This window comes from Streptomyces sp. NPDC032091, from assembly GCF_055580265.1.
Genome location: NZ_JBVILR010000020.1, coordinates 1 through 20,800, shown reverse-complemented (window position 1 = coordinate 20,800; position 20,800 = coordinate 1). Strand labels below are relative to the sequence as shown.

Below are 20,800 nucleotides of genomic sequence, written 5' to 3'. Positions count from 1 at the left end.
GTTACTTGTTCTCCTCGGTGCGGGCGGTGGTGACGGCGGGCTCGGAGCCTCCGAGCAGCAGGTACAGGACGGCCATCCGGATGGAGACGCCGTTGGCGACCTGCTCGACGACCGTGCAGCGGTCGGAGTCGGCGACCTCGGCGGTGATCTCCATGCCGCGGACCATGGGGCCGGGGTGCATCACGATGGCGTGCTCGGGCATCCGGGCCATGCGGCCGGCGTCCAGACCGTAGCGGCGGGAGTACTCGCGCTCGGTCGGGAAGAACGCGGCGTTCATCCGCTCGCGCTGGACGCGCAGCATCATGACCGCGTCGGACTTCGGCAGCACGTCGTCCAGGCTGTACGAGATCTCGCAGGGCCAGTTCTCTACGCCCACCGGCACCAGGGTGGGCGGGGCCACCAGGGTCACCTCGGCGCCGAGGGTGTGCAGCAGGTCGACGTTGGAGCGGGCCACGCGGCTGTGCAGGACGTCGCCGACGATGGTGATCCGGCGGCCGTCGAGGCCCTTGCCGAGACCGGCGTCCCGGCCGACCAGGCGGCGGCGCATGGTGAAGGCGTCGAGCAGGGCCTGGGTGGGGTGCTGGTGGGTGCCGTCGCCGGCGTTGATCACCGGTGCGTCGATCCAGCCGGAGTTGGCGAGCCGGTAGGGGGCGCCGGAGGCGTGGTGGCGGATGACGACCGCGTCGACGCCCATGGCCTCCAGGGTCTGGGCCGTGTCCTTGAGGGACTCGCCCTTGGAGACGCTGGAGCCCTTGGCGGCGAAGTTGATGACGTCGGCGGAGAGGCGCTTCTCGGCAGCTTCGAAGGAGATCCGGGTGCGGGTCGAGTCCTCGAAGAACAGGTTGCAGATGGTTCGGCCGCGCAGGGTGGGCAGCTTCTTTATCGGCCGGTCGGCGACGCGGGCCATCTCCTCGGCGGTGTCGAGGATGAGGACGGCGTCGTCGCGCGTGAGGTCGGCGGCCGAGATGAGGTGGCGCTTCATCTGGGTGCTCCGTAAGTCGGGAGGGCAGGCAGGCGGGGCTGACGGTGGTGCGGGCAGGGCAGGCCGGGGCACGGACCCCGTCGCGGGGCCCGGTACCGGGGTGGGCTACTGCGCTGCTGCCTGGACGGTCCGCTGGCCGAGCAGTACGGCGTCGCGGCCGTCCTCCTCCTGGAGCTGGACCTTGACGGTCTCCCGCAGCGAGGTGGGCAGGTTCTTGCCCACGTAGTCGGCGCGGATCGGAAGTTCACGGTGGCCGCGGTCGACGAGGACCGCGAGCTGGACGGCGCGGGGGCGGCCGAGGTCGCCGAGCGCGTCGAGGGCGGCACGGATGGTGCGGCCGGAGAAGAGCACGTCGTCGACGAGGACCACGAGACGGCCGTCGATGTCGTCGCCGGGGATCTCGGTGCGGCCGATGGCCCGGGCCGGCTTCATCCGCAGGTCGTCGCGGTACATGGTGATGTCGAGGGATCCGACCGGGATCTTGGTTCCGGTGATCTCCTCCAGCTTGGCGGCCAGCCGGCGGGCGAGGTGAACACCGCGGGTGGGGATGCCGAGGAGCACCACGTCGTCGGCGCCCTTGGCGCGTTCGACGATCTCGTGGGCGATGCGGGTCAGGACCCGGACGATGTCCTGCGCCTCCAGCACGGGGCGCATCACTTCGTCGGGAGAGACCGGGGAAACCTGGCTGTCCATGAAAAGGACCTCCTTCTCCGCCTCACGGGACGGACCTTAAAGGACGTCTGATGTACGCCGTCCACGGTACCAGGGCCGCGCGGCGGCCCGCGCACCGGCCCGTGCGCTCCCCTCGTACGAAGGGGTCGATGACCATTCGGCTTGACGCATCCACGTAACGCTGCGTAACCTCACAGTGAGTTACCAGCCGCGCGGCGGAGCCGCACGTCACAGCGTCCGGGAGCGTTATGTCCAGCGAATACGCCAAACAGCTCGGGGCCAAGCTCCGCGCCATCCGCACCCAGCAGGGCCTCTCCCTCCACGGTGTCGAGGAGAAGTCCCAGGGCCGTTGGAAGGCCGTGGTGGTCGGTTCGTACGAGCGCGGGGACCGCGCCGTGACGGTCCAGCGCCTCGCCGAGCTGGCGGACTTCTACGGGGTTCCGGTCCAGGAACTGCTGCCTGGCACGACCCCCGGCGGTGCCGCCGAGCCGCCGCCGAAGCTGCGCCTCGACCTGGAGCGCCTGGCGGGCGTCCCCGCCGAGAAGGCCGGCCCGCTCCAGCGCTACGCCGCCACCATCCAGAGCCAGCGCGGCGACTACAACGGCAAGGTGCTGTCGATCCGCCAGGACGACCTGCGCACCCTGGCCGTCATCTACGACCAGTCCCCCTCGGTCCTGACCGAGCAGCTGATCAGCTGGGGCGTCCTGGACGCCGACGCGCGCCGCGCCGTGGCCCACGAGGACATCTAGTCCCGTCCCCCGGCCGGGGCCGGCCACCAGCAGAAACGTACCGGCGGGTGCCGGGACCCCCTCGGGGGTCCCGGCACCCGCCGGTTTTGCGTGCGCCCGCACCCGGCGGGCACACGGAAGGGCCCGCGACGCGGACGTCGCGGGCCCTTCCGTGTGTGCGCGGTGCGCTCGTCAGCCTTCGCCGCGGCGCAGGCTCGGCTTCAGGTCCTTGAAGCGGGCCAGCAGGCCGTTGACGAACGCCGGCGAGTCGTCCGTGGAGAACTCCTTCGCCAGCTGCACCGCCTCGTCGATCGCCACGGCGTCCGGGGTCTCGTCGACCCAGATCAGCTCGTAGGCGCCCAGTCGCAGGATGTTCCGGTCGGCGACCGGCATGCGGTCGAGCTCCCAGTCCACGGCGTAGGTGACGATCAGGTCGTCGATGCGGTTCACCTTCTCGGCGTACCCCTCGACGAGGTCCATCGTGAAGGCGTTGACCGGCGGCTGCCGGACGTCCGCGTTCGCGTGGCGGATCCAGTCCGCGAGGACCTCGCGCACGGGGACGTCGCGCTGGTCGGCCTCGAAGAGGATCTGGAAGGCGCGCTTGCGCGCGTTGCTCCGGGCAGCCACGGTTAGCTGTTCACCCGGCCGAGGTAGGCGCTGGTGCGGGTGTCGACCTTGATCTTCTCGCCGGTGGTGACGAAGAGCGGGACCTGGATCTCGTGGCCGGTCTCCAGCTTGGCGGGCTTGGTGCCGCCGGTGGAGCGGTCGCCCTGGACGCCCGGGTCGGTGTGCTCGATCGTCAGCTCGACGGCGGCCGGGAGCTCGACGTAGAGCACCTCGCCCTCGTGCTGGGCCACGGAGGCGGTGAAGCCCTCGATGAGGAAGTTGGCGGCGTCGCCGACGGCGGCGCGCGAGACCATCAGCTGGTCGTAGGTCTGCATGTCCATGAAGACGAAGTAGTCGCCGTCCATGTACGAGAACTGCATGTCACGGCGGTCGATCGTGGCGGTCTCGACCTTCGTGCCGGCGTTGAAGGTCTTGTCGACGACCTTGCCGGAGAGCACGTGCTTGAGCTTGGTGCGCACGAAGGCCGGGCCCTTGCCGGGCTTGACGTGCTGGAACTCGACGACGGACCAGAGCTGGTCACCGTCGAGCTTGAGCACCATGCCGTTCTTGAGGTCGTTCGTGGAAGCCACGGTTGCGGAATCTCCTGCACTGGAAGACCAGGGAGGCGCACTCGGCCCGCCGCGGCGGACTACAGTGCGAGCAGCTCCTTGGTCGTAATGGTGAGTAGCTCGGGACCGCCGTCCGCCTCGGGGCGCACGACGAGCGTGTCATCGATCCGGACACCTCCCCGGCCGGGGAGGTGAACCCCCGGTTCGACGGTGACCGGCACGCAAGCGTCCAGTTTACCCATTGCCGTAGGTGCAAGCTGCGGGTCCTCGTCGATTTCGAGCCCGACCCCGTGTCCCATGCACCCGGCGAGGGCCTCGCCGTGCCCCGCCGAGTCCAGGACGGACCGGGCCGCGTGGTCCACGTCGCGGTACGCCGCCCCGGGCACCAGTGCCTCCCGGCCGGCCCGCTGGGCGGCGAAGACGAGGTCGTACAGCTCGATCTGCCAGTCCGCGGGGGTGGTGCCGATCACGAAGGTGCGGCCGATCTCGCAGCGGTAGCCCCGGTAGTTCGCCCCGAGGCAGACGGACAGGAAGTCGCCCTCCTCCACCCGCCGGTCCGAGGGCCGGTGCCGGGAGCGGCCGGAGTGCGGGCCGGTGCCGACGGAGGTCGGGAAGGCCGGGCCGTCCGCGCCGTGGTCGACGAGCCTGCGCTCCAGTTCCAGGGCCAGGTGGCGTTCGGTGCGCCCGACCAGGATGGACTCCAGCAGCTCGCCGAGGGCCTGGTCGGCGATCTCGGCGGCGATGCGCAGGCAGGCGATCTCCTCCTCGTCCTTGACCAGCCGCTGCTGCTCCACGGCGGTGCCCAGGTCGGCCAGCCGCAGCCGGGGCGCGACGGAGCTCACGGCGCGGTGCCGGGCGACGGTGAGGTGGTGCTCCTCGACGGCGAGGGAGTCCGCCCGTGCGGCGGCGGCCCGGTCGGCCGCGGCCACCGCCGGATCGGCCCCGGGGCCGCCCAGCAGGCTGACCGTCAGCCCCTCGTCCAGCCGGCCCTCGTCGGCCTCGCCGCTGGGGGCGGCGGCGCAGAACAGTTCGTCGTCGGCGGGCCCGACCAGCAGGACGGCGCCCAGCGGGGACGCCCCGGCGAGGTAGCGGACGTTCGCCGGACGCGTGATCAGAGCGGCGGAGTTGCCCGCGGCGGCGCAGCGCTCGCGGAGCAGGCCCCTGCGGGCCGCGTACACGTCTGACATGTCTTCGAGCCTACGAGCGCCCCGCGCATCCGGCCCGGCGAGCGCGTCCGGACGGGCCCTCGCGCCGGTCCTCGCCGCGCCGCTACCAGCGCGGCGGGCTCGCCAGGGCGCGGGCGAGGGCGTCGTCCAGGGCGCGCGCGGTGCCTTCCACGTCGAGGTGGGAGTTGTCGATGATCGGCAGGCCGGAGCCGTACCAGCCGGCCATCCGGCCATGGATGCGGGCGACTTCCTCGTCGGACAGGCGCCGGTTGCCGGAGCGGGCGGCGTTGCGGTCCAGGACGATCTCCAGGCCGGGGAGCAGGACGACCGGGAGGAGGGCGGGCCCCACGTGGCGCTTCCAGCCGCCGAGCCCGACGACGGGCCGGTCGGGGAAGACGGCGTCGTCGAGGATGCAGGAGATGCCGTTGGCCAGGAAGTTGCGGGCGGCGAAGCCGCAGGTGCGGCGGGCGAGGCGGTACTGGGCCTCGGAGTGGTCGTTCCAGCCGGACTGCGGGTCCGCGAAGCCCGAGCGGACCCATTCGCGGACGTCGTCGAGGCTGATGTGCGCGGTCGGCACCGGGCGGGTCTGCGCCCAGTGGCGGGCCACGGTGGTCTTGCCGGCGCCGGCGGGGCCGATGAGCAGGACGGCGAGCACGGCGCCGCCCGTCCCCCCGGCGGGGGGAGCGGGCGGGGCGGGCACGGCGGGGGGCAGCGGGATGTGCCCCGTCGCCTCGGGTACCGGGGGTGCCGGCCAGCCCTGCGCGGGGGGTATGGGCGGTGGCGGGGGCGCCGCCGGGTGCTGTCCCGGCGGACCCCAGCCCTCCACTCCGTGCTGCATCCTCGCCACTCCGTCTCGTTCAGGCGACTGATGCGTGAACGTTATCTCAGCCCGTGACCTCTTCGGCCAGCGCGCGCAGCGCCAGCCGGTAGGAGCCCAGGCCGAAGCCCGCGACGGTGCCGGTGGCCACGGCCGCGATGACCGAGGTGTGCCGGAACTCCTCCCGGGCGTACGGGTTGGAGATGTGCACCTCGATCAGCGGGGCGGTGCGCTGGGCCGCCGCGTCCCGCATGGCGTACGAGTAGTGCGTGAAGGCGCCCGGGTTGATCACGACCGGGATCTTCCCGTCCGCCGCCTCGTGCAGCCAGCGCACGAGCTCGCCCTCGTCGTTGGTCTCGCGGACCTCGACGTCGAAGCCGAGTTCGGCGCCCAGGGTGCGGCAGCTCTCGACCAGGCCGGCGTACGAGGTGGCCCCGTAGACGTCGGGCTCGCGGGAGCCGAGCCGGCCCAGGTTCGGGCCGTTCAGCACCAGGACGGGGCGGCTCACGCCGACACCTCGCCGTAGGCGGCGATCAGGTGGGCCGGGTCGGGGCCCTCCAGGACGGTCGGCTTGGCGAGCCCGTCGAGCACGACGAAGCGCAGCAGGCTGCCGCGCGACTTCTTGTCGACCTGCATGGTCTGGAGCAGCTTGGGCCACTGGTCGCCGCGGTAGGTCAGCGGCAGGCCGACGGCGGCGAGGACCTGGCGGTGCCGGTCGGCCGTGGCGTCGTCCAGCCGGCCGGCGAGGCGGCCGAGCTCGGCGGCGAAGACCATGCCGACGGAGACCGCCGCGCCGTGGCGCCACTTGTAGCGCTCGTTCTTCTCGATGGCGTGGGCGAGGGTGTGGCCGTAGTTGAGGACCTCGCGCAGGCCCGACTCCTTGAGGTCGCCGGAGACCACCTCGGCCTTGACCCGGATGGAGCGGACGATCAGCTCGGCGGTGTGCGGCCCCTCGGGGGTGCGCGCGCCCTGCGGGTCGGCCTCGATCAGGTCGAGGATCACCGGGTCGGCGATGAAACCGGCCTTGATGACCTCGGCGAGACCGCTGACGTAGTCGTGGACGGGCAGCGAATCCAGCGCCGCGAGGTCGCAGAGCACGCCGGCCGGCGGGTGGAAGGCGCCGACGAGGTTCTTGCCCTCGGCGGTGTTGATGCCGGTCTTGCCGCCGACGGCCGCGTCCACCATGGCCAGGACGGTGGTGGGGACCGCGATCCAGCGCACCCCGCGCAGCCAGCTGGCGGCGACGAAGCCCGCCAGGTCGGTGGTGGCGCCGCCGCCCACGCCGACGATCACGTCGGTGCGGGTGAAGTTGGACTGGCCGAGCGCCTTCCAGCAGTAGGCCGCCACCTCGACGGTCTTGGCCTCCTCCGCGTTGGGCACCTGGATGGCGATGGCCTCGTAGCCCTGCTCGGCCAGGTCCGCGCGCAGCGCCTCGCCGGTCTCGGCGAGGGCCTCGGGGTGGATCACGGCGACCCGCTGGGCGCGGGTGCCGATGAGGCCGCCCAGCTCGCCGAGCAGCTGCCGGCCGACCAGCACGTCGTACGCGTCGTACCCGGCGCTGGCGCCGACCTGGATGCGCGTCACCTGGTCTGTCATACGTCCTTCAACTCCAGAGCGTCGAGGACCGCCTGGGCGACCTCTTCGGGGGTGCGCTCGTCCGTGGCCACCACGACGCGCGCGACTTCGGTGTACAGGTGCCGCCGGGCCTCCATCAGCTCGCGCCACTGCCGGCGCGGGTTGACGGCCAGCAGCGGGCGGGCCGCGCCGAGGCCGACGCGGCGCACGGCCTCCTCGACGTCCATCGACAGGTAGGCGACGGGCAGCCCGGCCAGCAGGGCCCGGGTGTCCGCGTCGAGGACGGCGCCGCCGCCGAGGGCGAGGACCCCCGTGTGCCCGGCGACGGCGGTGGCGACCGCCTGCCGCTCCAGCTCACGGAAGTGGGGCTCGCCCTCGTCGACGAAGATGTCGGAGATCTCGCGGCCCTGCGCCGCGACGATGTCGGCGTCCGTGTCCCGGTAGGAGACGCCGAGCCGCTCGGCGAGCAGCGCTCCCACCGTGGACTTGCCGCACCCCATGGGGCCGACGAGGACGACGAGCGGTCCGGCGGTCACCGGATCTGCAGGTGGTCGAGGTAGGACCGCACGTTGCGGCGAGTCTCGGCGACGGAGTCGCCGCCGAACTTCTCGACGACCGCGTCGGCCAGGACGAGCGCGACCATGGCCTCGGCGACGATGCCCGCGGCGGGCACGGCGCAGACGTCGGAGCGCTGGTGGTGCGCCACCGCCGCCTCGCCGGTGGCCACGTCGACGGTGGCCAGGGCCCGCGGCACGGTCGCGATGGGCTTCATCGCGGCGCGGACGCGCAGCAGCTCGCCGGTGGTCAGGCCGCCCTCGGTGCCGCCGGAGCGGCCGGAGGTGCGCTTGATGCCCTCGGGGGTGGAGACGATCTCGTCGTGGGCCTGGGAGCCGGGCACGCGGGCCAGCTCGAAGCCGTCGCCGACCTCGACGCCCTTGATGGCCTGGATGCCCATGAGCGCCGCGGCGAGGCGGGCGTCGAGGCGGCGGTCCCAGTGGACGTGGGAGCCGAGGCCGACGGGCACGCCGTAGGCGAGGACCTCGACGACGCCGCCGAGGGTGTCGCCGTCCTTGTGGGCCTGGTCGATCTCCGCGACCATCGCCTTCGACGCGTCGGCGTCGAGGCAGCGCACCGGGTCGGCGTCGAGCTTCTCGACGTCGGCGGGGGTCGGGTAGACGCCGTAGGGGGCCTTGGCCGAGGCCAGTTCCACCACGTGCGAGACGATCTCGATGCCCGCGACCTCCTTGATGAAGGAGCGGGCGACGGCGCCGAGGGCGACGCGGGCGGCGGTCTCACGGGCGCTGGCGCGCTCCAGGATCGGCCGGGCCTCGTCGAAGCCGTACTTCTGCATGCCCGCGAGGTCGGCGTGGCCGGGGCGGGGGCGGGTCAGCGGCGCGTTGCGGCCGGTGTCCTTGAGCAGCGAGGGGTCGACCGGGTCGGCCGACATGACCGTCTCCCACTTGGGCCACTCGGTGTTGCCGATCATCACGGCGATCGGGGAGCCCTGGGACAGCCCGTGGCGGACGCCGCCGAGGAAGGTGACCTCGTCCTGCTCGAACTTCATCCGGGCACCGCGTCCATAGCCGAGCCGGCGCCGGGCCAGGTGGTCGGCCACCAGCTCGGTGGTCACCGGGACGCCGGCGGGAAGACCCTCCAGCGTCGCCACCAGGGCCGGTCCGTGCGACTCTCCTGCGGTCAGCCAACGCAACCTGCTCAACGATGCTCCTCATGCTCGCGTCCGGCACTGCCACGGCGGGTCCGGTGCGCAGGACCGGTACCGCCGGTACCCGAATCCTCCCACGTCCCAGGGGGTTCCCCGTGATCCGGTCCAGCTATCGGACGGCCGTCCCACGCCGGCGCCACCACCGGTGGCCCTCCAGGACGAGGGCGACGGCCACGAGCGCGCCGATGATCCACTTCGCCCAGGCGGGCAGGCTGCCCAGGAGCACCCGGACGAACACCACGACGGCGTAGCCCGCGTCCCACTTCGACGCCAGGATCTGACCGGCCGTGTGCGTGCCCATGCGCCCCCCTTTGTTCCGGAAAATCCCCGGTGGGAAGCCTAACGCGAGGCCAGCGCCCGCTCGCCCGCGGCCCGCATGGCCGCCAGCGGCGCCGGGGTGCGGCCGGTCATCCGCTCGACCTGGAGTACGGCCTGGTGCACGAGCAGGTCGAGGCCCCCGAGCAGGGTGCCGCCGCGCTCGGACCAGGCGGCGGCCAGGGCGGTGGGCCAGGGGTCGTACAGGACGTCGAAGAGGGCGCCCGGGGCCGCGGGGACGGCGGCGGCCAGTTCGTCGGTGGCCCCCGCCGGGGTGGTGGCGATCACCAGCGGGGCCCGGAGGGCGTCGGCGGCCCGCGCCCAGTCGGCCGTGCGCACGTCCACGCCGAGCCGCTCGCCCCAGCGGCGCATCTCGTCGGCGCGGGCCTGGGAGCGGACGTAGGCGGTGATCTCGCCGGTGCAGACCCGCGCGAGGGCCGCCAGTGCCGAGGAGGCGGTGGCCCCGGCCCCGAGGACGGCGGCGGCGGGCACCGTGCCGACGCCGCGCTCGTGCAGGGCGGCGACGATCCCCGGGATGTCGGTGTTGTCGCCGATGCGGCGGCCGTCCTCGGTGAGGACCAGGGTGTTGACCGCCTCGACCGCGGCGGCGGTGTCGCTTATCTCGTCCAGCAGCGGGATCACCGCCCGCTTGAGCGGCATGGTCAGGGAGAAGCCGGCCCACTCGGGGCCCAGGGCCGCCACGAACCCGGGGAGCGCGGCCTCGTCGATCTCGAACCGGTCGTAGGACCAGTCGTCGAGGCCGAGCTCCTGGTAGGCCGCCCGGTGCAGTACCGGTGAGAGGGAGTGCTCGATGGGAGAACCCAGCACCGCGGCCCGTGTCCGTGACATGTCCTGCTACCCGCCGTTCTTCTTCTGTGCCTGGCGCTCCTGGAACTCCGCGACGAGCTTCAGGTGCTCGTCGTAGGTCTTGGTGAAGGTCGTCTTGTTGCCGTCGACCGACACGAAGAACATCCAGCCGCCGTGATCGGGGTTGAGCGTAGCGGTCAGCGCGTCCAGGCCGGGGTTGTCGATCGGGCCGGGCGGGAGGCCCTTGACGAAGTGGGTGTTGTACGGGTGGTCGAAGGCCTGGGCTTCCTTCAGGTTGAAGTTGATCTCGCTCTGGCCCTTGACGTAGTTGTACGTCGAGTCGAACTGCAGCTTCTGGTTCGTGACGTCGTTGGTCTTCTTGAGGCGGTTGTAGACCACCTCGGCCATCTTGCGGAAGTCGTCGTGGTTCTTGCCCTCGGCGTTGACGAGGCTCGCGACGGTGATGACCTGGAGCGGGTTCTCCAGGTTGAGCTCCTTGGCCTTGGCCTCGACGCCCAGCTCCGCGTACTTGTCGGAGGCGTTCTTGACCATCTGCTTGAGCAGGGACTCGGGGGTGCTGTCCTTCTTGAGGTCGTACCGCATCGGGTACAGGAAGCCTTCGAGCGGGTCCATGACCTTCGGGTTGCTCGCGGCCCAGGCCGGCAGGCCGAGGTTCTTGGACTCGCGCAGGGCGATCTCGCGGGTGGTGCCGTCCGGCTTGCCGAGCTTCTTGTCGATCGCCTTGTAGACCTCGGAGTTGCGCATGCCCTCGGGGACCGTGATGACGGCGAGCTTGCTCGGGTCGATCATCAGCGCGACCGCGGCGGTGCCCGACATCTTCTTCTTCAGCGGGTAGATGCCCGGCTGGATCGACTTGCCCTTGGGGTTGGCGTTCGCGGCGTCCACGAAGGCCTGGGCGCTGGCGACCACGCCGGCTTCCTTCAGGATGCGGCCCATCTGGCCGAGGCCCGCGTTCTTGGGGATCTCGACGTCCACGGTCTCGTCCGTGCCCTCGCCCGCGAAGTCCTCGGTCGCGCCGAAGCGGTCCTTCAGGTAGCCGTAGCCGTAGTAGCCTCCACCGCCGACGACGGCGGCGATCACCACGGCGGCGACCAGGCAGGCCGTGCCGCTGCGTTTCTTCTGCTTCTTCTTGCCGGCCTTGCCGCCCTTGCCGCGGCCCGCCCGGCGGCCGCCGGGCACCGGCTCCCCGCCGTTGTCGTCCGCGCCGCCGCCCGCGGGCGGGAGGGACTCCTCCGGCTCCTCCTCGGCCGGCTCCGGCTCCAGGTGGCGCAGGTTCGGGGGCTGCGGCGGCGGGTAGGCCTCCGGCGTCGCGTACAGGTCGGGGGCCTCGCCGGGGTAGGCCCCGGCGGACTGCTGGGCGTACGGGTCGGCGCCCGCGTAGGGGTCGGTCTGGACGGCGGCCATGTACTGCTGTTCGTGGCCGCCGTCCCAGCCCTGGCCCTGGCCCTGGCCCTCGTAGAGCGGCTGCTGCTGGAGCTGCTGCTGCGCGGCGGCCTGGGCGTGGGCGTGCTGCGCCGCGTAGGCCTGCTGCTCGGCGTACTGCTGCTGCGGGTACTGCGCGGGGTATTCCTGCTGGTACTGGGCCTGCGGGTACTGCAGGTCCGGGTGCTGCGACTCCACGGGGTGCTGGTACTGCTGCTGCGGGTCACCGCCGTAGGGAACCTGCCCCTGCTGCGTCTGGTGCGCGGTCCACCCCTGGTCCCCGTAGAGGGGGTCCTGGGGGTTCCACGGTTCGGAGCCGTGGCCCCGGCCATAGTCAGTCATCGGTCCCCTAGAGCCGCGAGACGTGGTCCTCGGCTCATCTCGGCCGCGGCACCCGGTTCCGCCTCTTGAGTGGTGGGCGACGGCTGTTCGAATGCCGTCTCATCGCGCGGAACGTTACCGTATCGCGATCAGACAACCACTTCGACGCACTCACCAGGCGGATTACCCGATACCCGTTCGGTCTCAAGAGCGTTCTGGAGGATGACCACAGCGGCGGCCTGGTCGATGACGGACCTGCCCTTCTTCGCGTTCCGCCCGGAAGCGCGCAGGCCCTGGGCGGCGGTGACCGTGGTCATCCGCTCGTCCACCAGACGGACCGTCACCGGTTTGATGCCCTTGGCCAGTTCGTTCGCGAAGGCACGCACCTTGGCCGCGGCCGGCCCCTCCCGCCCGCTGAGCGAGCGGGGGAGGCCGACGACGACTTCGAGGGGCTCGTACTCCGCGACGAGCTGCCGCAGCCGCCGGTGGGCGGCCGGGACGTCCCGGCCCGGGACGGTCTCGACCGGTGTGGCCAGGACCCCGTCGGGGTCGCACGAGGCGACCCCGATCCGGGCGTCTCCGACATCGATGGCCAGGCGGCGGCCGCGGCGCAGGCTCATCGTCAGGCCGTCTCGACGACGAGGCGTTCGACCGCGGCGATGGCCTCGGGCACGGCGCCCGGGTTCTGGCCGCCGCCCTGGGCCACGTCCGGCTTGCCGCCACCCCCGCCGCCGAGGGTCTTGGCGGCGGTGCGGACCAGGTCGCCGGCCTTGAGGCCGCGCTCACGGGCCGCCTCGTTGGTGGCGACGACGGTCAGCGGGCGGTCGTTCGCCACGGTGAACAGCGCGACGACGACCGGGCGGTCGCCAGGAATGCGGCCGCGGACGTCCAGGACCAGCTTGCGCAGGTCGTCGGCGCCCGTGCCGTCCGGCACCTGGCCGACGACGAGGGCGACGCCGCGGATGTCCTGGGCGCCGGCGGCGAGGCCGGCGGCGGCCTGGAGGACCTTCTCCGCGCGGAACTTCTCGATCTCCTTCTCGGCGTCCTTCAGCTTGCCGAGCATGGAGGCGATCTTCTCCGGCAGCTCCTCCGGACGGCCCTTGACCAGCTCCTGGAGCTGGGCGACGACCGTGTGCTCCTTGGCGAGGAAGTTGTACGCGTCCACGCCGACGAGGGCCTCGACGCGGCGCACGCCGGAGCCGATCGAGGACTCGCCGAGCAGCTTCACCAGGCCCAGCTGGGCGGTGTTGCCGACGTGCGTGCCGCCGCACAGCTCCTTGGAGAAGTCGCCGATGGTCACGACGCGGACGCGCTCGCCGTACTTCTCGCCGAACTCGGCGATGGCGCCCTGCTTCTTCGCCTCGTCGATGCTCATGATCTCGGCGGTGACGTCGAGCTCGCGGGAGAGCACGTCGTTGATCTTCTGCTCGACGTCGGTGAGGACCGTGCCGGGGACGGCGTTCGGCGAACCGAAGTCGAAGCGGAAGCGGCCGGGGCTGTTCTCGGAGCCGGCCTGGGCGGCCGTCGGGCCGAGGGCGTCGCGCAGCGCCTGGTGGGTCAGGTGGGTGGCCGAGTGCGCGCGGGCGATGGCCCGGCGGCGCTTGATGTCGATCGCGGCGTACGCGGAGGCGCCGACCGTGACCTCGCCGACCTGGACGGAGCCCTTGTGGACGGAGACGCCCGGGACGGGCTGCTGGACGTCGCGGACCTCGATGACGGCGCCGGTGTCGAGCTTGATGCGGCCCTGGTCGGCGAGCTGGCCGCCGCCCTCGGCGTAGAAGGGGGTGCGGTCGAGGACGACCTCGACCTCGTCGCCCTCGGAGGCGGCGGGCGAGGAGACGCCGTTGACCAGGAGGCCGACGATGGTGGCCTCGCCCTGGTTGGTGGCGTAGCCGGTGAACTCGGTGGCGCCGGAGCCGTCGGCGATCTCGCGGTAGGCGGAGACGTCGGCGTGGCCGGTCTTCTTGGCCTTGGCGTCGGCCTTGGCGCGGTCGCGCTGCTCCTGCATCAGGCGGCGGAAGCCGGTCTCGTCCACGGAGAGGCCCTGCTCGGCGGCCATCTCCAGGGTGAGGTCGATCGGGAAGCCCCAGGTGTCGTGGAGCAGGAACGCCTTGTCGCCGGAGAGGACCGTGCCGCCGGCGGCCTTGGTCTCGGTCACGGCGGTGTCGAGGATGTTGGTGCCGCCCTTGATGGCCTTGAGGAAGGCGGCTTCCTCGGCGATGGCGACGGTCTCGATGCGCTTGCGGTCGGTGACGAGCTCCGGGTACTGCTGCCCCATCGTCTCGATGACCACGTTGACCAGGTCCTGGACGACCGGACCGGTGGCGCCCATGAGGCGCATGTTGCGGATGGCGCGGCGCATGATGCGGCGCAGCACGTAGCCGCGGCCCTCGTTGCCGGGGGTGACGCCGTCGCCGATGAGCATGGCCGAGGTGCGGATGTGGTCGGCGACCACGCGCAGGGAGACGTCCGAGTGGTCGGCGGCGCCGTAGGCGACCCCGGTCAGCTCGGTGGCCTTGTCCATGACCACGCGCAGGGTGTCGGTCTCGTACATGTTCCGCACGCCCTGCAGGATCATCGCGAGGCGTTCGAGGCCGAGACCGGTGTCGATGTTCTTCGACGGCAGGTCGCCGAGGATCGGGAAGTCCTCCTTCCCGTCGCCGGCGCCGCGCTCGTACTGCATGAAGACCAGGTTCCAGATCTCCACGTACCGCTCGTCGTTGACGGCCGGGCCGCCCTCGACGCCGAACTCGGGGCCGCGGTCGTAGTTGATCTCGGAGCAGGGGCCGCAGGGGCCGGGGACGCCCATGGACCAGAAGTTGTCCTTCTTGCCCAGGCGCTGGATCCGCTCGGCGGGTACGCCGATCACGTCGCGCCAGATCTGTTCGGCCTCGTCGTCGTCGAGGTAGACCGTGATCCAGAGCTTCTCGGGCTCCAGGCCGTAGCCGCCGTCCGCCACGGAGCTGGTCAGCAGCTCCCAGGCGAACTTGATGGCGCCTTCCTTGAAGTAGTCCCCGAAGGAGAAGTTGCCGCACATCTGGAAGAACGTGCCGTGACGGGTGGTCTTGCCGACCTCTTCGATGTCCGGCGTGCGGACGCACTTCTGCACGCTGGTCAGCGTGGGCGCGGGCGGCTTGGTCTCACCCAGGAAGTAGGGCTTGAACGGGACCATGCCCGCGGGCACCAGCAGCAGAGTCGGGTCGTCCGCGATGAGCGACGCCGAAGGGACAACGGTGTGACCGCGCTCCTCGAAGAAGCTCAGCCAGCGGCGGCGGATTTCAGCCGACTCCATCAGTGGTCCTCATTCCGGTTGTACGTGACCGCCGAGTGGTTCGGACGGCGTGTGGTGGTGTCGTTCGCGATGGCCCGCAGGCGCCGCGGCCCGGGCAGGGCGGTGACGTTGTCGGGCCGGTCGGGGTCCTGGGTCAGCCCCAGGGCGTCGTTGAGCTCGTCCTCGCGCTGCGTCATCCCCGCCTTGACGTCGAGGGCGAAGTCCTTGAGGCGGTGGCCCGCCTCCACGGCCTTGTCGGCCGCCTGGGCCGCGAGGCTCTCCGGCGTCAGCTTCTTCAGCTGGCGGTTGACCTTGGTGGTGGCCCAGACGCCGGCGGCGGCGCCGGCGGTGAACCAGAAGGCTCGGCGGAACATCGGAGGTCTCAGCCCTTCTGCTTGCGGCGCCGCGGATCCGGCACCGTACGGCCGACGATCACGGTGCGCCGGGGGGTGCGCTCGGTTCCGGCGTCGGTCCTGCCCATGGCCTTGCGGACCCCGTAGCCGAAGGCCGCGACCTTGACGAGCGGGCCGCCGAAGGTGGAGGCGACGGTGGAGGACAGCGCGGAGGCGTTGGAGGTGACCTCCTGGACGTCGCTCGCGATGGCGTCGACCCGGTCGAGCTGGGTGCGCGCGGAGCGGACGGTCGTGGAGGCGTCGGCGAGCAGCGGGACGGCCTGCTCGGTGACATCGGCCACGAGCTTGGTCGTGGCCTTGAGCACCTGGGCGAGCCTGGCCAGCGCCACCGCGAGGAAGGAGACCAGGATGGCCCAGAAGACGGCCACGATGATCCCGGCCACCTCTCCACCGGACACGTTGCACCGCTTCCTGAATCTGGAAACCCGACGGGTTAAGTCTGCTGGATGAGTCTGCTCCGACCCTATCGCGCCGGAGATCCGCCGCAGTACCGGATTCCGGTGCGGCTCCGGCGGATACGGCAAAGCCCGCCGCCCCCCGGAGGGGACGGCGGGCCGGACCAGCCTGTGAGTGGCTACGGCCGCTGGATCAGCGGGCGTAGTACTCGACGACGAGCTGCTCGTCGCAGATGACCGGGATTTCCTTGCGGTTCGGGTCGCGGTCGAGGCGGAAGGCCAGGGCCTTCAGGTTGACCTGCAGGTAACGCGGGGTCTCACCCTCACCGGCGTAGCCACCCTCGCGGGCGACCTGGAAGGGGTGCTTCTCGCGGCTGCGCTCGCGAACCGTGATGACGTCGTCGGGACGCACGCGGAACGACGGCTTGTCGACCTTGCCACCGTTGACCTCGATGTGGCCGTGGACGACCATCTGGCGGGCCTGGTAGATGGTGCGGGCGATGCCGGCACGCAGGACCAGGGCGTCCAGACGACGCTCGAGCTCGACGACCAGCGCCTCGCCCGTCTTGCCCTCGGCCTTCTTCGCGCGGTCGTACGCGCGGGCCATCTGGCGCTCGGAGATGTCGTACTGGGCGCGCAGACGCTGCTTCTCCAGCAGACGGACCTTGTAGTCCGAGTTCTGCTTGCGGCCACGGCCGTGCTCGCCCGGCGGGTAGGGGCGGGCCTCGAAGTACTTGACGGCCTTCGGCGTCAGGGCGATGCCGAGGGCGCGAGACTTCTTGACCTTGGGTCGCTTCTGGTTCACGGGGAACCTACCTCCATGTAAGTTAGGTGAGGCTTACCTTATCGAGGAGGACGTAATGTCTCGACCACATGGGATCCCCCTGCCCAGTGCGCGCCGCAGTTCGGATTCCAACGAAACGGAATCCGCTTTCGGCGACGATAAGCAAGGTCAGCCGCGTCCCAGGGAAGGCGTTCGGCAGCTCACCGGAGCCGAACGCGTACGAACCCTCGTAGAGTCCAACGCCTCAGTATCCCTCACGCTGCCGGGTGCTCGTGACCAGCTGTGGACCCGTGACCAGGGAGAGTGGGGGACAGGGGGGCCGGCCGCTCGGACCGTCACCCCGGACGGGGACGTGATTCTCCTGGTGCCAGGGGAATCCGCGACGGCCAGGGCCGCCGCTCACGCCCAGGACGACGACCTCCCCGCCGTGATCGAGATCACGGACGTGGCGCCGGTGTCCGTGCCCCATCGTATACGGGGCCGCGCCCGGCTCGCCGGATGGCTGACCCCGGTGCGCGGGGACGACCGCGCGGTGTGCGCGGCGCTGATGGCCGAGCGCCACCCGGTGGGCGAGCTGCTCGGGCTGACGGGGTCCCCCGACGCCGACGCCCTCCACACCGGCCGTCCGGCCTGGACGCTGCTGCGGCTGGAGGTCGGCGAGGCCCGGGTCGAGGACCTGTGGGGCGCCGAGCGGGTGGACCCGGAGGAGCTGGCGGCGGCCGAGCCGGACCCGATGACGGCCCACGAGGCGGAGCTCCTCCAGCACCTGGCCGCCGTCCACCCCGAGCGCCTCGCCGGCCTGTGCGGGCTGCTGGGCTCCCGGGAGGCGGCCGGGCTGGTCCCGGTCCCGCTGGCCCTGGACCGGCTCGGGCTGCGCGTCCGCTTCACCCGGGGCCCCGGCCTGGCCGCCTTCGACGCCCGCTTCGACTTCCCCGAGCCGGTCGCGGACGTGTGCGACCTGCGCCGCGCGATGCGCTCGCTCTTCGCGGCCGCCGCTCACTGAGGGCAGGTGCCGAGCAGCTCCTCCAGCGCCGTCTTCTCCGGAGGGGTCACGGAGAGGGCGTACTTCGCCTTGACGCCGGTGTAGCGGCGCGCGTACTCGCACCAGTACGCCCGCCGGGGCGGGCGCCACTTGTCGGCGGTCCTGCTGCCCTTGTCCTGGTTGGTCTGCTTGTCCACGGCGAGCAGCACGTCGAGGTCGTTCGCGTACTCCAGCCTGCGCGCGGGCGTCCACGCGTACGCCCCCGCCCGCCATGCGGCGCCGAGCGCGACGACGTGGTCGGTCTCGATCTGCGAGGCGCGGCGGTAGGAGTACGGGAGCTCCTTGCCGGTGTAGGGGTCGTGGAGCACCCCGGAGACGACCACGCAGGGATTGCGGTCCCCCTCCCGGAGCTCGCTCAGGTCCCGCCGAAGGACGTCGTCCCGGGTGTCGCACCCGTTGCGGCCGCCGACGGCGTCGGTGTCGTCGGACCAGTACCGCCCGAAGGCTTCGCGCCTGTAGGTCTCCCAGTTCCGGCCCCACTCGACCTTCAGCCCCTTGAGTTCGGCCCTTGCCACTGCCGCGTCGGGCGGGAAGCCCTGGCCGACGAGCGGGACCCTGGCCGGGGGCGGGGTGGCGTCCTGGTGGTGGCACCCGGTGAGCAGCAGCGCGGCTGCCACGACGACGACCAGCGCACGGGGGCCCATGCCCCGGACCCTAGGCCCAGCCTCGCCGCCCAGCCGCCCGACACCGCGGCCGCTGCGCGGAGCGGGGTCCCCTACCCGCCCTTCGCCCGTTCCCTGGGGCTCCGCCCCAGACCCCGCGCCTCAAACGCCGGCGGGGCTGGATTTCGCGCAGCGAAATTCCAGCCCGCGCGGCGATTGAGCGCACGGGCGCGGAGCGCACGTACGGGGTCAGGGGCGGAGCCCCTGGGAACGGAGGAAGGGCGGGGCGGGGACAAGCGCCGCGGGCGGGGGGGTCAGCCGCCGCCGCGCAGCCGTTCGCGCACCTTCTCCACCACGTCCGCGTAGCGGGCCTCGGCGCCGTACCGCGTCGGCTCGTAGTACCGCTTGCCGTGGACCTCGTCCGGCGCGTACTGCTGCGCGGCGATGGCGCCCGGCACGTCGTGCGGGTACACGTACCCCACGGCGTGTCCCAGCTTGGCCGCGCCCTTGTAGTGCCCGTCGCGCAGGTGCGCCGGCACGGTCCCCGTCAGGCCCGCCCGGACGTCCGCCAGCGCCGCGCCGATCGCCGTCGTGGCGGTGTTGGACTTGGGGGCCAGCGCCAGCGCGATCGTGGCGTGCGACAGGGTCAGCGCGGCCTCCGGGAAGCCGATCATCGCCACCGCCTGGGCCGCCGCCACCGCCAGCGGCAGGGCGGTGGGGTCCGCCAGCCCGATGTCCTCGCTCGCGGAGATCATCAGCCGCCGCGCGATGAACCGCGGGTCCTCGCCGGCCTCGATCATCCGGGCCAGGTAGTGCAGCGCGGCGTCCACGTCGGAGCCGCGGATCGACTTGATCAGGGCGCTCGCCACGTCGTAGTGCTGGTCGCCGTCCTTGTCGTAGCGGACCGCGGCCCGGTCGACGGCCTCCTCCAGCGTCTGGAGGGTGATCTCCTCCTCGCCCTTGGCGATGGCCGAGCCGGCCCCCGCCTCCAGCGCGGTCAGCGCCCGGCGGGCGTCACCGCCGGCGATCCGCAGCAGGTGCGCCTCCGCGTCGGCGGGCAGCGAGACCGCACCGCCCAGCCCCCGCTCCTCCTCCAGGGCCCGCCGCAGCAGCCCGCTCAGGTCGGCGTCGGTCAGCGGCTCCAGCGTCAGCAGCAGGGACCGCGAGAGCAGCGGGGAGATGATCGAGAAGTACGGGTTCTCCGTGGTCGCGGCGATCAGGGTGACCCAGCGGTTCTCCACGGCCGGCAGCAGGGAGTCCTGCTGCGCCTTGCTGAAGCGGTGGATCTCGTCGAGGAAGAGGACGGTCTCCTTGCCGTAGCCGCCGGCGGCGCGCTTGGCGCCCTCGATGACGGCCCGGACCTCCTTGACGCCGGCGGTGATCGCCGACAGTTCGACGAACCGCTTCTGCGTGGCCTGGCTGACCACGTACGCGAGGGTGGTCTTGCCGATGCCCGGCGGGCCCCAGAGGATCACCGAGGAGGCTCCGGCCGGTCCCCCGGCCCCCTCCCCCACCAGCCGGCGCAGCGGTGAGCCGGGCTTCAGCAGGTGCTGCTGGCCGACCACCTCGTCCAGGGTGCGCGGGCGCATCCGGACGGCCAGCGGGGAGCTGGCCGGGTCCTTCTCCCGGCGTTCCTCGGCGGCTGCGGTGAAGAGGTCTGGTTCCACACTCAGAGCCTATGCGAGACCGCTGACAGCCCGGTCGGGCCTCAGGAGGTCCAGAAGTCCCACCAGCGGGTCAGGACCAGCATGCCGATGATCCCGATGTGCAGGACGGGGAGGACCCAGGTGAACTCGTCCAGGAAGCCGCGCAGCCAGCCGGGGGCGGGCAGCATGCCCTGGCGGACGTTGTGCGCGGTGACGTACCAGAACATCAGGATCGTGCAGACCCAGGCCAGGCAGCACCACAGGCACAGCGAGTTGATGTTGTACAGCGACTGGTACGTCAGCCAGGCGCAGAAGCCGACGCCGAAGAGCATGCCGGCGTTCAGGGTCAGCCAGTACCAGCGGCCGAAGCGGGCCCCGGCGAGCAGGCTCATGCCGACGCAGATGACGATGCCGTAGGCGACGAGCCCCATCATCGGGTTGGGGAACCCGAAGGCGGAGGCCTGTTCGCTCTTCATGATGTTGCCGCAGGAGACGACCGGGTTCAGGCTGCAGCCCGGGGTGAAGTTCGGGTCCTCCAGCAGCTTGAACTTGTCGATCGTGATCACCCAGGCGGCGACCAGGGCCGCCGCTCCGGTGATGACGAGCAGCAGGGCCAGCGCCCGGCTGCCGCCGTTGGTCCGCGCGGAGGTCTCCGCGCCAGCGCCCGTCGTCGTCATCGCGCCCGCTCCACATCACACATCGGCAAGGTCATCAAGCACGGGCCATTGTGCCGTACCGCGGGGACCGCCTTCCGTTCGATCGGTATAAGGACGGTCGAGAAAGCGGCGGGGGGGGGGAGGGGGGGGTTCCCCCCCCCCCCCCCCCCGGGGTCCCCCTCCCGACAAAAAGGGCCCCCCCCCCCCTACAAAGGCGGAGAACCCCCCAGCCCCCCTCTCACCCGAATCCCCATCCCTTAGCTTGAC

The 20,800-nt window shown here is 71.9% G+C and carries 23 protein-coding genes; 2 read left to right on the top strand and 21 right to left on the bottom strand.

Annotated elements, in window-relative coordinates; translation table 11 throughout:
- Nucleotide 1: 1 nt before the first annotated feature.
- A complete protein-coding gene (locus ACZ5NJ_RS27825; protein WP_468768185.1) occupies nt 2-982 on the bottom strand; it encodes an aspartate carbamoyltransferase catalytic subunit in 981 nt (326 codons plus the stop codon).
- Between the two features lie 105 nt (nt 983-1,087).
- Nucleotides 1,088-1,675, bottom strand: a complete 588-nt coding sequence (gene pyrR / locus ACZ5NJ_RS27820) for a bifunctional pyr operon transcriptional regulator/uracil phosphoribosyltransferase PyrR (RefSeq protein WP_468768183.1) — start codon at nt 1,673-1,675, stop codon at nt 1,088-1,090.
- Between the two features lie 227 nt (nt 1,676-1,902).
- On the opposite strand from pyrR, the gene bldD reads away from it, so the two are divergent.
- Nucleotides 1,903-2,403 (top strand): transcriptional regulator BldD, encoded by a 501-nt coding sequence (gene bldD / locus ACZ5NJ_RS27815; protein ID WP_007263032.1) that lies wholly within the window; start codon nt 1,903-1,905, stop codon nt 2,401-2,403.
- 171 nt (nt 2,404-2,574) lie between these two features.
- On the opposite strand, the gene nusB is transcribed toward bldD, so the two are convergent.
- The 16 genes from nusB to rpsD form a co-directional block, all read right to left on the bottom strand.
- On the bottom strand, nt 2,575-3,009 hold the full coding sequence (gene nusB / locus ACZ5NJ_RS27810) for a transcription antitermination factor NusB (protein WP_045947840.1): 435 nt from the start codon (nt 3,007-3,009) through the stop codon (nt 2,575-2,577).
- Between the two features lie 2 nt (nt 3,010-3,011).
- Complete coding sequence (efp, locus tag ACZ5NJ_RS27805) at nt 3,012-3,578, bottom strand: elongation factor P (RefSeq protein WP_468768181.1); 567 nt, start codon at nt 3,576-3,578, stop codon at nt 3,012-3,014.
- 59 nt (nt 3,579-3,637) lie between these two features.
- Nucleotides 3,638-4,744: an aminopeptidase P family protein gene (locus ACZ5NJ_RS27800; RefSeq protein WP_468768179.1), complete on the bottom strand. Its 1,107-nt coding sequence runs from the start codon at nt 4,742-4,744 to the stop codon at nt 3,638-3,640.
- 82 nt (nt 4,745-4,826) lie between these two features.
- Nucleotides 4,827-5,561: an AAA family ATPase gene (locus tag ACZ5NJ_RS27795; protein ID WP_468768175.1), complete on the bottom strand. Its 735-nt coding sequence runs from the start codon at nt 5,559-5,561 to the stop codon at nt 4,827-4,829.
- Nucleotides 5,562-5,607: 46 nt separating this feature from the next.
- Nucleotides 5,608-6,048: a type II 3-dehydroquinate dehydratase gene (gene aroQ / locus ACZ5NJ_RS27790; protein ID WP_045947843.1), complete on the bottom strand. Its 441-nt coding sequence runs from the start codon at nt 6,046-6,048 to the stop codon at nt 5,608-5,610.
- Nucleotides 6,045-7,136 (bottom strand): 3-dehydroquinate synthase, encoded by a 1,092-nt coding sequence (gene aroB / locus ACZ5NJ_RS27785; RefSeq protein WP_468768172.1) that lies wholly within the window; start codon nt 7,134-7,136, stop codon nt 6,045-6,047. Before aroB ends, aroQ begins: the two co-directional genes overlap by 4 nt.
- Nucleotides 7,133-7,651: a shikimate kinase gene (locus ACZ5NJ_RS27780; RefSeq protein ID WP_468768170.1), complete on the bottom strand. Its 519-nt coding sequence runs from the start codon at nt 7,649-7,651 to the stop codon at nt 7,133-7,135. Before ACZ5NJ_RS27780 ends, aroB begins: the two co-directional genes overlap by 4 nt.
- Nucleotides 7,648-8,832, bottom strand: coding sequence for a chorismate synthase (gene aroC / locus ACZ5NJ_RS27775; protein WP_468768168.1), 1,185 nt, complete (start codon nt 8,830-8,832; stop codon nt 7,648-7,650). The genes ACZ5NJ_RS27780 and aroC overlap by 4 nt, the downstream gene beginning before the upstream one ends.
- A gap of 115 nt (nt 8,833-8,947) precedes the next feature.
- Nucleotides 8,948-9,139: a hypothetical protein gene (locus ACZ5NJ_RS27770; protein ID WP_468768166.1), complete on the bottom strand. Its 192-nt coding sequence runs from the start codon at nt 9,137-9,139 to the stop codon at nt 8,948-8,950.
- 38 nt (nt 9,140-9,177) lie between these two features.
- On the bottom strand, nt 9,178-10,002 hold the full coding sequence (locus ACZ5NJ_RS27765; RefSeq protein ID WP_468768165.1) for a shikimate dehydrogenase: 825 nt from the start codon (nt 10,000-10,002) through the stop codon (nt 9,178-9,180).
- A gap of 6 nt (nt 10,003-10,008) precedes the next feature.
- Nucleotides 10,009-11,745: an endolytic transglycosylase MltG gene (gene mltG / locus ACZ5NJ_RS27760; protein WP_468768163.1), complete on the bottom strand. Its 1,737-nt coding sequence runs from the start codon at nt 11,743-11,745 to the stop codon at nt 10,009-10,011.
- Nucleotides 11,746-11,873: 128 nt separating this feature from the next.
- On the bottom strand, nt 11,874-12,344 hold the full coding sequence (gene ruvX, locus ACZ5NJ_RS27755; RefSeq protein WP_468768161.1) for a Holliday junction resolvase RuvX: 471 nt from the start codon (nt 12,342-12,344) through the stop codon (nt 11,874-11,876).
- Nucleotides 12,345-12,346: 2 nt separating this feature from the next.
- Nucleotides 12,347-15,016 (bottom strand): alanine--tRNA ligase, encoded by a 2,670-nt coding sequence (alaS, locus tag ACZ5NJ_RS27750; RefSeq protein ID WP_468768160.1) that lies wholly within the window; start codon nt 15,014-15,016, stop codon nt 12,347-12,349.
- Entirely contained in the window at nt 15,016-15,369 is a 354-nt protein-coding gene (locus tag ACZ5NJ_RS27745) for a DUF6167 family protein (RefSeq protein ID WP_365156949.1), read from the bottom strand. Before ACZ5NJ_RS27745 ends, alaS begins: the two co-directional genes overlap by 1 nt.
- Before the next feature lie 8 nt (nt 15,370-15,377).
- A complete protein-coding gene (locus tag ACZ5NJ_RS27740) occupies nt 15,378-15,806 on the bottom strand; it encodes a DUF948 domain-containing protein (RefSeq protein ID WP_468768158.1) in 429 nt (142 codons plus the stop codon).
- Between the two features lie 190 nt (nt 15,807-15,996).
- The gene (gene rpsD, locus ACZ5NJ_RS27735; protein WP_007263048.1) at nt 15,997-16,608 is read right to left on the bottom strand and encodes a 30S ribosomal protein S4; all 612 of its coding nucleotides are present in this window, start codon (nt 16,606-16,608) and stop codon (nt 15,997-15,999) included.
- Between the two features lie 55 nt (nt 16,609-16,663).
- Between rpsD and ACZ5NJ_RS27730 the strand changes: the two genes are divergently transcribed.
- Nucleotides 16,664-17,590: a DUF2470 domain-containing protein gene (locus ACZ5NJ_RS27730; RefSeq protein ID WP_468768156.1), complete on the top strand. Its 927-nt coding sequence runs from the start codon at nt 16,664-16,666 to the stop codon at nt 17,588-17,590.
- Here the strand turns inward: ACZ5NJ_RS27730 and ACZ5NJ_RS27725 are convergent.
- The 3 genes from ACZ5NJ_RS27725 to ACZ5NJ_RS27715 all read right to left on the bottom strand — a co-directional run bounded on the left by ACZ5NJ_RS27725 (nt 17,584) and on the right by ACZ5NJ_RS27715 (nt 20,554).
- Nucleotides 17,584-18,273 (bottom strand): HNH endonuclease family protein, encoded by a 690-nt coding sequence (locus tag ACZ5NJ_RS27725; RefSeq protein WP_468768155.1) that lies wholly within the window; start codon nt 18,271-18,273, stop codon nt 17,584-17,586. The genes ACZ5NJ_RS27730 and ACZ5NJ_RS27725 overlap by 7 nt on opposite strands.
- A 272-nt stretch (nt 18,274-18,545) precedes the next feature.
- Nucleotides 18,546-19,898 (bottom strand): replication-associated recombination protein A, encoded by a 1,353-nt coding sequence (locus ACZ5NJ_RS27720; protein WP_468768153.1) that lies wholly within the window; start codon nt 19,896-19,898, stop codon nt 18,546-18,548.
- A 41-nt stretch (nt 19,899-19,939) separates the two neighbouring features.
- Entirely contained in the window at nt 19,940-20,554 is a 615-nt protein-coding gene (locus ACZ5NJ_RS27715; protein ID WP_468768151.1) for a vitamin K epoxide reductase family protein, read from the bottom strand.
- Between the last annotated feature and the right edge of the window lie 246 nt (nt 20,555-20,800).

Bases quoted from the DNA above. Each gene is read 5' to 3' on its own strand.
- ACZ5NJ_RS27770 (WP_468768166.1), bottom strand. From the start codon at position 9,139: ATGGGCACGCACACGGCCGGTCAGATCCTGGCGTCGAAGTGGGACGCG.
- ACZ5NJ_RS27715 (WP_468768151.1), bottom strand. From the start codon at position 20,554: ATGACGACGACGGGCGCTGGCGCGGAGACCTCCGCGCGGACCAACGGC.
- ruvX (WP_468768161.1), bottom strand. From the start codon at position 12,344: ATGAGCCTGCGCCGCGGCCGCCGCCTGGCCATCGATGTCGGAGACGCC.
- ACZ5NJ_RS27795 (WP_468768175.1), bottom strand. From the start codon at position 5,561: ATGCAGCACGGAGTGGAGGGCTGGGGTCCGCCGGGACAGCACCCGGCG.
- mltG (WP_468768163.1), bottom strand. From the start codon at position 11,745: ATGACTGACTATGGCCGGGGCCACGGCTCCGAACCGTGGAACCCCCAG.
- ACZ5NJ_RS27745 (WP_365156949.1), bottom strand. From the start codon at position 15,369: ATGTTCCGCCGAGCCTTCTGGTTCACCGCCGGCGCCGCCGCCGGCGTC.
- bldD (WP_007263032.1), top strand. From the start codon at position 1,903: ATGTCCAGCGAATACGCCAAACAGCTCGGGGCCAAGCTCCGCGCCATC.
- pyrR (WP_468768183.1), bottom strand. From the start codon at position 1,675: ATGGACAGCCAGGTTTCCCCGGTCTCTCCCGACGAAGTGATGCGCCCC.
- alaS (WP_468768160.1), bottom strand. From the start codon at position 15,016: ATGGAGTCGGCTGAAATCCGCCGCCGCTGGCTGAGCTTCTTCGAGGAG.
- ACZ5NJ_RS27825 (WP_468768185.1), bottom strand. From the start codon at position 982: ATGAAGCGCCACCTCATCTCGGCCGCCGACCTCACGCGCGACGACGCC.
- ACZ5NJ_RS27800 (WP_468768179.1), bottom strand. From the start codon at position 4,744: ATGTCAGACGTGTACGCGGCCCGCAGGGGCCTGCTCCGCGAGCGCTGC.
- aroB (WP_468768172.1), bottom strand. From the start codon at position 7,136: ATGACAGACCAGGTGACGCGCATCCAGGTCGGCGCCAGCGCCGGGTAC.
- ACZ5NJ_RS27765 (WP_468768165.1), bottom strand. From the start codon at position 10,002: ATGTCACGGACACGGGCCGCGGTGCTGGGTTCTCCCATCGAGCACTCC.
- ACZ5NJ_RS27730 (WP_468768156.1), top strand. From the start codon at position 16,664: ATGTCTCGACCACATGGGATCCCCCTGCCCAGTGCGCGCCGCAGTTCG.
- ACZ5NJ_RS27725 (WP_468768155.1), bottom strand. From the start codon at position 18,273: ATGGGCCCCCGTGCGCTGGTCGTCGTCGTGGCAGCCGCGCTGCTGCTC.